Annotated in this window: 13 protein-coding genes; 3 read left to right on the top strand and 10 right to left on the bottom strand. The window is 46.7% G+C overall.

From position 1 onward, the window contains the following. Positions 1 to 221 precede the first annotated feature (221 nt). Entirely contained in the window at positions 222 to 908 is a 687-nt protein-coding gene (locus ACRRNK_RS06785) for a 4'-phosphopantetheinyl transferase family protein (RefSeq protein WP_433946004.1), read from the top strand. Positions 909 to 1,041: 133 nt separating this feature from the next. Here ACRRNK_RS06785 and ACRRNK_RS06780 read toward each other — a convergent pair whose 3' ends face one another. The 10 genes from ACRRNK_RS06780 to ACRRNK_RS06735 all read right to left on the bottom strand — a co-directional run bounded on the left by ACRRNK_RS06780 (position 1,042) and on the right by ACRRNK_RS06735 (position 10,243). After that, positions 1,042 to 1,146, bottom strand: coding sequence for a hypothetical protein (locus ACRRNK_RS06780; protein WP_433946823.1), 105 nt, complete (start codon positions 1,144 to 1,146; stop codon positions 1,042 to 1,044). Further along, a complete protein-coding gene (locus ACRRNK_RS06775; RefSeq protein WP_433946003.1) occupies positions 1,128 to 1,232 on the bottom strand; it encodes a hypothetical protein in 105 nt (34 codons plus the stop codon). Before ACRRNK_RS06775 ends, ACRRNK_RS06780 begins: the two co-directional genes overlap by 19 nt. A gap of 226 nt (positions 1,233 to 1,458) precedes the next feature. Next, positions 1,459 to 3,786 (bottom strand): Ig-like domain repeat protein, encoded by a 2,328-nt coding sequence (locus ACRRNK_RS06770; protein ID WP_433946002.1) that lies wholly within the window; start codon positions 3,784 to 3,786, stop codon positions 1,459 to 1,461. 625 nt (positions 3,787 to 4,411) lie between these two features. Beyond that, a complete protein-coding gene (gene sigK / locus ACRRNK_RS06765) occupies positions 4,412 to 5,113 on the bottom strand; it encodes an RNA polymerase sporulation sigma factor SigK (RefSeq protein ID WP_433946001.1) in 702 nt (233 codons plus the stop codon). Between the two features lie 147 nt (positions 5,114 to 5,260). Continuing rightward, the gene (locus tag ACRRNK_RS06760) at positions 5,261 to 5,398 is read right to left on the bottom strand and encodes a DUF554 family protein (RefSeq protein WP_433946822.1); all 138 of its coding nucleotides are present in this window, start codon (positions 5,396 to 5,398) and stop codon (positions 5,261 to 5,263) included. Positions 5,399 to 5,410: 12 nt separating this feature from the next. Further along, positions 5,411 to 5,596 carry a DUF554 family protein gene (locus tag ACRRNK_RS06755; protein WP_433946000.1) on the bottom strand — a complete coding sequence of 62 codons (186 nt, stop codon included), beginning with the start codon at positions 5,594 to 5,596 and terminating at the stop codon, positions 5,411 to 5,413. Between the two features lie 85 nt (positions 5,597 to 5,681). Next, on the bottom strand, positions 5,682 to 6,518 hold the full coding sequence (locus ACRRNK_RS06750) for an alpha/beta hydrolase (protein ID WP_433945999.1): 837 nt from the start codon (positions 6,516 to 6,518) through the stop codon (positions 5,682 to 5,684). Positions 6,519 to 6,975: 457 nt separating this feature from the next. Further along, the gene (locus ACRRNK_RS06745) at positions 6,976 to 9,042 is read right to left on the bottom strand and encodes a bifunctional diguanylate cyclase/phosphodiesterase (RefSeq protein WP_433945998.1); all 2,067 of its coding nucleotides are present in this window, start codon (positions 9,040 to 9,042) and stop codon (positions 6,976 to 6,978) included. A 176-nt stretch (positions 9,043 to 9,218) separates the two neighbouring features. Next, positions 9,219 to 9,875, bottom strand: coding sequence for a bacillithiol biosynthesis deacetylase BshB2 (bshB2, locus tag ACRRNK_RS06740; protein ID WP_433945997.1), 657 nt, complete (start codon positions 9,873 to 9,875; stop codon positions 9,219 to 9,221). A 20-nt stretch (positions 9,876 to 9,895) separates the two neighbouring features. Then, complete coding sequence (locus ACRRNK_RS06735; protein WP_251377982.1) at positions 9,896 to 10,243, bottom strand: YojF family protein; 348 nt, start codon at positions 10,241 to 10,243, stop codon at positions 9,896 to 9,898. Positions 10,244 to 10,398: 155 nt separating this feature from the next. Between ACRRNK_RS06735 and ACRRNK_RS06730 the strand changes: the two genes are divergently transcribed. Together ACRRNK_RS06730 and ACRRNK_RS06725 are read left to right on the top strand one after the other, a co-directional pair. Then, positions 10,399 to 10,632 (top strand): hypothetical protein, encoded by a 234-nt coding sequence (locus ACRRNK_RS06730; protein ID WP_433945996.1) that lies wholly within the window; start codon positions 10,399 to 10,401, stop codon positions 10,630 to 10,632. A gap of 139 nt (positions 10,633 to 10,771) precedes the next feature. Further along, positions 10,772 to 10,960, top strand: coding sequence for a hypothetical protein (locus tag ACRRNK_RS06725; protein ID WP_433945995.1), 189 nt, complete (start codon positions 10,772 to 10,774; stop codon positions 10,958 to 10,960). The last annotated feature ends 15 nt before the right edge of the window (positions 10,961 to 10,975 follow it).

Here is a 10,975-nt window from a genome sequence, read left to right as displayed (position 1 = left end):
CAAATTCCTAAAGAACTACTTTCAAATCCCTACACTTTATGGAAAATAAGGTAACAACTTTCAGATAATTTATTCCTCACTTGCGCAGATCGTGAAAACGTTTGCACTAAGAACGCCGATAAATGCTCCTTTGAGAGCTCCCCAACTAAGCCGGGTTAGCGTATACTATAGAAATATACGGAAGACTCCAGCTATTTATTTCACTTGGGAGTGATAGTATTTTGATTAAGGTATATGCTGCACGGATTACAAGCTTTCCAACAAAAAATTTGGATTCCATATTGGCTGGACTCCCAGAGGAACGACGGAGTAAGCTCCTGAGATTTCGGTTCTTGCCAGACATGCTTCGCGGCATTACCGGCGATCTGCTAATGAGAGCAGTGCTCGCAGAAATGCTGGATTGTACTCCTGGCGAATTGAAGTTCGGTGAGAGTTTATATGGGAAGCCTATCTTGCTTGGGTATGATCAGAATATTGGCTTCAACGTTTCCCATTCAGGGGATTGGGTTGTGTTGGCAGCAGGTTCATCAGGGAAGATCGGGGTAGATATAGAGCGAATTAATGCGACGGATCTCGGGGTAGCTAGACAGTTCTATACGGAGGATGAATACAGCTCCATCATGAAGCAGCATTCACATGAACAAAGCTTATTGCAGTTTTTTCGTATTTGGACAGCGAAGGAGAGCTATATCAAGGCCATCGGTAAAGGATTGTCCGTCCCTCTTGACAGCTTCTCCACAGTAGAAGGTGACGATATGGCTCAGATGCAATTAATCGGGAGTAAGGTATGGTACTTTCGTACCTTTTCTTTGGAAGATGGATATGTGGTGACTTCCTGTGCAGATACATATGACTTCGATGAGAAAGTTCAAATTCTCGATGTTGAATCTCTCGTTCGGCTGAAATGACGAAGGCACAAATACGACGCGATAAACTTGATTGTTTCAGATATCACTATGCCCATCGCATCCAACCAGATGGAGTTATACACTCACATATGGTTGAGAGTCTGTGAGCAATGACCAAGACCGTTGAATCCAGCTAGAACAGCTGTTCCATTATACAAGATTCCGAGATGTTATCCAGAGAACTTGTGGGCTCGTCCATCAGAATAATATTCAGATTCTTCAGAAGCACTCGTGCAATGCATAACCGCTGCCTTTGGCCATTGTTGACTTTCCTGAACCTGACTCTCCCACTATGGCTACCTTTCCACCGCTACTAATATTCAAATGGATATCATTCCTCTACAGTATCATTAACACGTTACTAAATGATTTATATCAACAGTCTTTGTGTAACCCTCCACGCCATAGCGGGTGTTTTTTTGTTTCGCGCGTTTCACGCACTCAACCGGCTAAGTCAAAAATAAAAAAAGGAGAAACGCAATTAGCGTTTCCCCTTAAGGCGTCTGATTGCTCAGTACCTGATTGTATATCAGATCAATCGAAGAGCGATTTATTTCAAATTTTTTAATGCTTCCTTGATTGATGGACTCAAACTATAAGTATTCACGATCGTTTCGATGGCCTCGGCACGTGTAGCTCCACTATTTGGATCAAACGTCTGCCCCGTCTTGCCATTGAAAATTCCCAAGGCAGATGCCTTTTTAATTGCATCGGCGCCATATACTCCGTCCAAGTCATTAAATTGAACTTTTGAGGTATTCACCTTCAAAATATTGGCATTCAGCACGCGAGTGATAATTAGAGCCATTTCCTGCCGGGAGATCGTTTTCTCCGGGCGGATCGTTCCATCCTCATATCCGTTCAGAACCCCAACCTTAATAAGCTTCTTGAGGTCATCCGTTGACCAGTGGCCATTAATATCCTTGTATGACACGAAATCCTCTTTATTAATGGAAATATTTCTTGAGGCCATATCTACAAAAGCTCTATCAATCATTGCCGCAAATTCAGCGCGGGTGATCTGCTCATCCGGTTCAAACTTCCCAGTAGGGTATCCCTTAAGGACGCGTAGCTTGGTCAATTTTTCGATAGATGAGATCGCCCAGTGCTGTGCTACATCCTTATAATTTAAGACATTGAAGCTGTTGCCTTTGCTGAGAATTTCAGCGGTTCTGGCTACTACGCCATCAATAACATTACTGTCTGTATTTACAACCCGACTTCTGAAAATATCATCGGGATTTTGATATTCCTCTGCTGCTGAGTCTGTTTTATTCTCTTGCTTGCCATCGTTTTTGTCAGGTACTGGTACTGGTGCTGGTACTGGTGCTGGTACTGGTGCTGGTACTGGTTCGGGTGGAGATGATGGAACCGAAGGTGTTGAGCTGCCGCCGCTGCCCAATACGACCTGAACCATAGGTTTCGAAATACTGTCTTCTACATTTAGTCTCGCATCTCCAAAATACTTTGCGGTAAGCGGGTGATCTCCGACGCTTAAATCCGCTGTAGTGAATCTCGCCTTTGCCTCACCATTGGATTCACCATCCGGCTGCATGGGGAGAACAGCCAGCTCCTTGTCTCCATCCATCAGAATGACCGTACCGGACATGTTAATGGTTCGTTGTGGCACTGTTTTCGTTCTGATAGAGAAAGTCACTGAGTTTCCAAACTTGGAGGGATTATAATAGCTGACAACCTCTGTTTGGGTCGGATTTCCCGTTGGAGCCGTCGCCGTTGCAGTAACTTTCTGTGTCAATGGAAGAGATGTGCTGGCACGATATTTATCGTTCCCGCTATACTCAGCTGTAATTACGTGATCGCCAAGAGGCAGTTCTCTCACCGCAAAAATAGCCAGGTCGGGTTTAGTTGGATCATCTCCCACTGGGGCAGAACCTAGAACAGTATCCCCTTCTTTAAAGGTTACTGTACCTGTACGTATCTCATAAGAGTCTAATGAATTGACATTTGCAACAAATGTGATTGGCTCTCCCTTCAAAGCAGGATTGCGGGCACTATCTATAGTGACGGACGTATTATACCGATTGTCAACTGGTGGTGTCGGATTTTGCTCGTTCGGTGGACTAGAACGATTGGACGGTGTTGTACTGTCAGTGGTACCCTTTACAACCTGAGTCATAGATTCAGAGACACTGTCCATCACGTTATATCTTTTGTCTCCATAATACTTGGCCGTAATCGGGTGCTCGCCGACACTTAAATCTGTTGTAGTATAATCGATTGCCGCCTTACCGTTTGACTCTCCTTTTGGCAACATAGGAAGCGTGGCTATTTCCTTGTTACCATCCATAAGAATCACCGAGCCGGACATATTTACATATTTTTGCGGATCTGTTTTGGCTTCGATATGGAAAGTCACGGATTCCCCATAGTTAGAGGGGTTATTATAACTTACAACCGTAGTTACAGTCGGGTTCTGTGTTGGTGCCGTTTCGTCAGCAGAGACTCCCTGGCTAAACAGAGCAGAAGTACTGGCATTATAGTTAGTGTCTCCGCTATACTCGGCTGTAATCTCATGATTTCCGGAAGTTAGACCTTTAATGGTGACAAATGCTAATTTGGGTTTGGTTGGTTCCTGGCCCAATCTAGCTGTACCCAGCTCAGTATCCCCCTCCTTAATGGTTATCGTTCCTTTAGGCTCGATATAAACATCGCCGGTGTCTAATCTTGCCACGAATGTTACAGGTTCTCCCTCAAGGGCGGGGTTGCGCGCACTGTCGAGAGTAACAGACGTATTATTCAGGACCGGAGTGTCACCGTCAGCCTCTGCAGCAGAGCCTGCAATTACGAAAGATGGTGACGTGATCACCATTACGGCTGCCAGCAGGGCGCCAAACTTTTGTTTAAACTTTGAAAACATGCTATGTCTTCTTCCTCTCTGTGTGTAGATTCCAAATTTGGAGTAAACAGAATCTGGAGCACAAGTAATATCGTCATTATTTGTCGAATAATGAATAGATTAGTCGAATTTTTGCATAAAGCTGCTTTTTAGACTCTGTAAGCTTCAATCTTCTCCTGCCTCAGTACACGCTTTTCGTTTGGATTACCTCCTTCCTCTCGCCTGCTCCTGAGATCCTATCCTCTTATTGCACAAACCAAAAAATGCCCGGCTAATCGGCACGGCCATTGCCCTGAATGACACCCGCTTGAGCTAGAAGTTTTCCCATCACGTGATGCAGTAATATTAGCGCCCCCTTACTTAGCCCTGTTACAATTCCTCCTGAGGATACAGTGGCAACAACCTTGTTATCAGAACTCAAGCTAGCGGTTGAACTGATATCTGTAATTGAACCATCACTCATTATCCCGTTGGCAGTGAGCTGTAACCCACGATTAGGTGAGAATACCACTGGCCCTGTGATGTAAATCCATCTAGCCTACCAATTGTGGTGCAGAAGCCAAATTACTATGCATTGCTTTGACTGCTAAAATGCCTAATCTTCGTCTCATTCAGAAAAACCCGGGATCTCCATCCCGGGCCTCTCTCATCGCTTCGCTTTATAAAACTCATGATACAGCTTCATCAGCGCTCTCTTCTCTATTCGTGACACATAACTCCGGCTGATCCCCAGCTCCTTCGCAATCTCCCGCTGGGTCCGCTCTTCTCCGCCCTGATCCAGTCCGAACCTTCCACGAATCACTTCCTGCTCACGCTCATCCAGGATATCTAGGTTCTGATAGATCTTGCTCTTCTCCATCTTAAGCTGAACCCGCTCGACGACATCATCGTTCTCGGAACCGAGGATATCGATTAAGGTAATCTCATTCCCTTCCTTATCCGTCCCAATTGGGTCATGCAGGGAGACATCCTTCTTCGTCTTCTTGAGTGAACGTAAATGCATTAGAATCTCATTCTCTATACAACGAGCCGCGAAAGTCGCCAGCTTGGTGCCTTTGCCCAGCCGGAAGCTCTCAATGGCTTTGATCAGGCCAATCGTACCGATGGAGATCAGGTCCTCCAGATCCTCCCCGGTGTTGTCGAATTTCTTGACGATATGGGCGACAAGTCTTAAGTTATGCTCAATCAGAATATTGCGGCTGACAGGGTCGCCTTCCGTCATGCGCTGGAGATGCTTCGCTTCCTCTTCCTCGGTTAACGGCTGGGGAAATGCGTTATTTTTGACATAAGACACGAGAAGGGTCAACTGTTTGATGAACAAGGCAATTGTGGTAAACAATCCGGGCAATGGTGCCACCTCCTGCATAAATGCGTGCAACCGGTCTGCGGTCACTTCATTCTATGTGGGCGGCCGCCCAGGCGTGCCTGTACGGATTTTAAAAAAGTTGGATAGATCACCTTCCCGATATTCCGTAGACAAAAACAAACCCACCGTCTACTCAAATATCGTAACAAGCACCGCCACAACTATAATCGCAGGAAGCAGATTCGCCACTTTAATCTTGGTCAGCCCCAGAAGATTCAGTCCAATCGCCAGAATCATGATTACCCCTGATACCGCTGTCCAGCGCACCAAGAATCCCCATTATATAATAACGATCAGAAAGCTTGCGCTCTTCAGCCCCATTTGAATTCCCAGCACGGACACGACAAGCCCCATCACCTTCATCACGCTATCTTTGATACGCTCAGGTATTCGATGCAGAAGCCTCCCAAGCAGGCTGCCTCCTACCACCGCAATCCTATTAACTAACGCACCCGTCAGAACCATGCTCCATAACTCCTTTCTAACCTTGTGTCATAACGCATTGCTGCTTTTTTCAATTATAGGAACAATTAGAGCATAGTCAAAAACATTATTTGCTGCCGATCTCCTTTAGCATCTTGACGACGGTATCAATAACAAGATCAGGCTGGTCTTTCTGAACAAAATGAGTGGAATTCTGGACTACTTGAAAAGTGCTGTTCGAGGATAAGCCCGACATTTTCTTCTGCATATCCAGCCAATCCGTATATTCATTCGGAACGGCCAGCACCGCAAGCGGTAAGCTGTGGAAGCCCTGTGACTCAGCCGCCTGAACCTGATCCCTCGACTTCGTCATCATATTTCGCAGCTCGCTGGTATGGTTGCGGTTATAGGCCATCTGGTAGAACAAATCCTTGGATTTAGTATCTTGATCAGGCATAGGAACAAGTCCCAAGGTTCCCAGAAGACGATTCACCCCTGTTATTCTAGAGGCTTCCATAAGGAGCAGCTGCCAGTCTGAAAAGCTTAGCTGCTGCCCAATCTGCGAGCTGTCGATCAAGACCATACCCGCGGTATCCTCGGGATAGAGTGAAGCGAATGTCTGAGCGATAAACCCACCGTAGGAATGAGCCACCAGCACATACGGTCCGGAATTGCCTGAGGCCTGCAAAAGCTTGTGCAGATCCTGTGCTGACGCTAAAGCTGTTCGCTCTGAATCGGCAAGATCGCTCCATCCGTACCCCGCTCGATCATAACTGATCACCCTGGTTAACTGGGCTAGCTCTGGTTGAACCTTACTCCAATCTTCACTCGGGTTCGGGACCCCAAGTCCCGACTCCAGAACCACTTTTGGCAGGCCAGTGGACTTACCTACCGCAACCATATGAAGCTTATAACCACCGATATCAATCCTTTGTCCCGGAGGCTGGTATTTGTGTCTGGTCATATTTTCTGAGATTTGTTCATATGTAATCCCTGCTGCAGCTAAAATAACTAAGCTTAGGAAAAACCATTTTAATTTTCGAAGTATAGATCGGGTTCGAATCAAAGGGAATCGCTCCTTAGCAGCCTGATTTTAATTCACTTCAAGTATAATGAAGCATAATCAACTGGTGGTTAAACCCTGCTAAAGTTAAGGTAAGCTTAAGATTCTTGTTCCGGAAGCTATCTCGCGGCTAGAGAAAAGTATTCAACATGATTGATGCAGCTCTCTTTCGCGCTGGACTGGAAATTGCGAGCTTGTTCAAGCCAATCTGTCTTTTTGGTGCTGAAGATGTGATCGTTATGCCGAAGGCTTGGCTCCACACAAACGCACGAAAGAGCCAGTGGATGATCCCAATGGCTCTTCGTCTTTTGATAAACAGATTCGATAATTACCCCAGGTTGCTGCTCACTAATTATGGTCAATTCGCTTGGCTTTGAGTTGGAATTGGAGTTGCGCTTGAATACGCTCTGTGACCGAGCCATTCCCGAATCTGATCCTCATTCATTGGCTTCCCGTAATAATAGCCCTGCATAATACTGCAGCCAAGGCCATTCAGGAATTCAGACTGCTCGATCGTCTCGACTCCTTCTGCAATAAGCTCCAGATTGAGCTGCTGCCCGAGTGTAATAATGGCTTGAATAATAGCTTTCTTCGAGCCTGATTCATATTCCCGGACGAAGAGCTGATCGATCTTGAGGGTGTCAATCGGCAGCTTGTCCAGTGAGCCAAGTGAAGAGTAGCCTGAGCCGAAATCGTCCATAGCAATTTTGATACCCAGCTCTCTGATCTTCGTGAGCTGACCGGTAATCCCATGAATATCCGATGCCAGTATCGACTCGGTGATCTCGACTTCAAGATACTGGGCCGCAAGCCCAGTCTTATTTAGTGCGCATTGAATCATATCCAGCAGATTCTGGCTCTCAAATACACGTACCGACAGATTGACAGAGACACACTGAGGTTCGAATCCTTCCTGCTGCCACTGCTGATTCTGCCGGCAAGCCTCCATCATAATCCAGCGGGTCATCGGAATAATAAGGCCTGTCTCCTCCGCAATAGGAATGAACTCGGCTGGAGAGATCACCCCAAGCTCGGGATGACGCCACCTGATTAAGGCCTCCATTCCTGCCCCCTTGCCAGAGGAAGCATCCCACTTAGGTTGATATAACACGAAGAATTCCTCGTTATGTACAGCTCTGCGCAGATCATTCTCCAGCCCCAGGCGGCGGATCCTTCCCCGGTCCAGCGATTCATCGAACACGCGGTACCGGTTCTTTCCTTCTTCCTTGGCTTTATACATTGCGGTATCCGCTGCTTTCAGCAGCGCGTGCCGATCCTGTCCATGAAGCGGAGAGAGACTTACCCCGATACTGCTCGTAATGTAGAGCTCATAACCGTCTAATACAAAGGGCTTCTGAATTTCCTCGAGAAGCACTTTGGCCCATTGCTCAGCCTCAGCTTGTCCTGTACCGCTTAGCGCGCACAGAAATTCATCTCCACCAAGCCTGTAGATTTCGCTCTGATTCAGCGTTCTCCTAAGCCTGTCCCCTACAGCTCTGACCAGCATATCGCCGAAGTCATGACCCAGAGTATCATTCACATTCTTGAACCGGTCCAGATCGACGAACAGCAGGGCCATTTGACTATCTGGTGCCTGGAAGTCATAGGCATCGAAAAATTGATTCATGCGGTACCGGTTCGGTAATCCCGTTAATTCATCCGTGTAGGCCATCCCTTTCATGGTACGCCGATCGAAATAGACGGCCAGTGACGAGATCGAGAGAATGACCAGGATCGCAGCCGATACACATACGAGCAAGATTAATTTGATCTGCATATAGGAGTCTGAATTTGATATTCCATTTCCGTTATGACTCGAGGAGAAGATCATCGCCTTCATGCCCGTATAATGCATCCCGCAAATGGCTATGCCCATAATAACAACCGAGATCCATTTCGCCACGCTGGCTGCCGCCCGGTTCCTGAATTTCAGGAACAAGTACAGTGAGGCATAGGACGCCGTAAGTGCGATAATGGCGGACAGAGTCCAGTAAAGAGGATCATAAGTCAGATTCCCTCCCATTCGCATGGCCGCCATCCCGGTATAATGCATCGCAACGATCCCACCACCCATGCAGAATCCACCAATAGCAAGATTCCTGACCCGAACCTTCGACGGAAGCGTGATTCGGAAGGCAACATACGAGGCCAGAATCATGGAGATCAGTGAAAGTATCGTGATTCCCGCGTCATAAGTAATTTGAATGTCCAGGCTAAAAGCCAGCATACCGATAAAATGCATGGCCCATACGCCGCAGCCCATAACACAAGAGCCCGCTAGCAGCCAGCCCATCTGAGCACGCCCGCTGGCATGATTAATTTTGGCTGCCAAGGTTAGAGCGGAATAAGAGGAGAATATCGCAATAATAAAAGATAGAAGCACCATCCAATACTTGTAGTGTCCCTGCAGTATGTTGTGATGCATCCGATCATCTCCAAAGTCATAAAATAGGTTATTCTATATTATCGGTCAAAAATCCAGGCAATTTAGGCTTTCATCAGGATCTTCATCTTCAAAAAAATGCTATAAAAGGACAAAAAAGATCCCCAAGCCAGAAGCTTGGAAATCTCTATGCATTCCAAAGAAATCTCTTCGTGTATTTATTCAAAAGAATAAGTCCAGAACCGCTCTGTTCCGAACCGGTCAAGAATTTCCTTATCCTTCAGGGTTCTGTTCCCAAGCAGCTCGGCAGCCTGGAATTGGGAGCGGTGAGCCTGAATGGAGTTCATTTTGTGTTCCAGGAAGTCAGTGATCTCCACACTTACATCCGGCTGTCCCAGAATACTGTAGCAATTCTTGGAGAATGCCATACATAGCACGACCGGTCGTTCTCCGGCTGGCAAGCTTTCAATGACCCGCACCACAGCGGCTCCGGTAGCATCATGGTCTGGATGCACACTATACCCCGGGTAGAAAGTGAACACCAGTGTCGGGCGAACCTCTTGAACAAGCTCCATTATACGGCCATCCAGCAGTACTTTATCCTCAAATTCTATAGTCTTATCATGAAAACCTAGCATCCTCAAGTCCTGAATGCCAATCGCTTTACAAGATTCCAGAAGTTCATCCCTGCGTACATCAGGAAGTGTAACCCGGTTAGCGAAAGGAGGAATGCCCATATTCCGTCCCCGCTCCCCCAAGGTCAGGCAAGCGTATGTCACCTGAGCTCCTTGCTGAATATACTTGGCCAGTGTGCCTGACAATCCGAACGCCTCATCATCGGGATGAGGAAGCACAACAAGAATCCGCTGATGCATTATTTTTAGCTCCTCTCCCATTAGAATGGCTCCCTGCTTAATTGCAGGGCTACAACCAGCTTACCCTGACCATCATGTCCGGCAAGAATGAGCCTGTCGGGGTCACTCTCATCCCAAGTTGTAAGACCTTCCGCGTACAGCCAGCCATGCTCCATCTTGAGACCCGCCCTGTATATGCCATTGCTGCCTACAATGGAGCCATTGGAATAACGAATAACTGCGTTAGTTATGAAATTGGCCGCCGGATGCTTCGAGCTGTCATGATGGGACGCATAGGCGCCCGTTGTTAACTCCAAATGGACGTAGATATCCTGATCCTTGAACGAATCAATTCTGCTCTGAACTTGTTCTATATCGATAACCTGCATCGGTCTGCTCCCTTTTTATATTTTTTCTAACAAATATATCATACTCCTTACGATTTGAAAAAACGAACTCCTTATAACTAGATATAGGTACCAATGCCGTTCCATGACCCTTACCTGCTCATATTATACATATATACGAGAAGGGAGTGATTAATATGGAAGCCTATTATAATTGCCTGCAGTGCATGAACAAGAAAGTGCGTTTACTTACTGTGGATGGCCGGCATTACCAGGGAACCATTGTCGATGTAGACCGGGAGAATGTCTACCTGCGGCAGGAGGGCGGCGGCCCAATCCGCACATCTGCCTTTTCACCGTATGGCTATGGTTATGGAAATGAAATTTTGACACTCAGTCTGTTCACACTTCTGGCTATCGCCCTCATCTAAGCTGCTCAATTGCACCCTTTGAGTTAATATTAGCCCTCCCTGATTAAATCAATGAATTCTAAAGTATGTTCCTTGATTGGTTTGGTACTCAAACGGGGATATATATATGGAATGCATTACAGTAAGGGAGGGCACTAGGATGAATGAACGGAATGAAACTCATGAAGAAGATGACTTGGTAACCCAGAGGGATATTGATAAGGAGTCTGGTATGTTCGTGAAAGACTCTTATCCGGACAGTGTGGATCTGCCGGATGCGCTGGCGAATGAGAGACCGGACGGAACACGTCCGTCATCCCGAGTCTCTCCGGACGGTAATAGCAATTAGGCAGCAGTAGAACGT

The organism is Paenibacillus sp. SN-8-1 (assembly GCF_050995535.1).
Lineage (GTDB): Bacteria > Bacillota > Bacilli > Paenibacillales > Paenibacillaceae > Fontibacillus.
This window is presented reverse-complemented; position numbering and strand designations above follow the sequence as displayed.

What these genes read in the sequence shown, in the direction of transcription:
- ACRRNK_RS06770 (WP_433946002.1), bottom strand. Translation starts at nt 3,786, where the DNA reads ATGTTTTCAAAGTTTAAACAAAAGTTTGGCGCCCTGCTGGCAGCCGTA.
- ACRRNK_RS06755 (WP_433946000.1), bottom strand. Translation starts at nt 5,596, where the DNA reads ATGGTTCTGACGGGTGCGTTAGTTAATAGGATTGCGGTGGTAGGAGGC.
- ACRRNK_RS06750 (WP_433945999.1), bottom strand. Translation starts at nt 6,518, where the DNA reads ATGACCAGACACAAATACCAGCCTCCGGGACAAAGGATTGATATCGGT.
- ACRRNK_RS06745 (WP_433945998.1), bottom strand. Translation starts at nt 9,042, where the DNA reads ATGCATCACAACATACTGCAGGGACACTACAAGTATTGGATGGTGCTT.
- bshB2 (WP_433945997.1), bottom strand. Translation starts at nt 9,875, where the DNA reads ATGCATCAGCGGATTCTTGTTGTGCTTCCTCATCCCGATGATGAGGCG.
- ACRRNK_RS06735 (WP_251377982.1), bottom strand. Translation starts at nt 10,243, where the DNA reads ATGCAGGTTATCGATATAGAACAAGTTCAGAGCAGAATTGATTCGTTC.
- ACRRNK_RS06730 (WP_433945996.1), top strand. Translation starts at nt 10,399, where the DNA reads ATGGAAGCCTATTATAATTGCCTGCAGTGCATGAACAAGAAAGTGCGT.
- ACRRNK_RS06725 (WP_433945995.1), top strand. Translation starts at nt 10,772, where the DNA reads ATGAATGAACGGAATGAAACTCATGAAGAAGATGACTTGGTAACCCAG.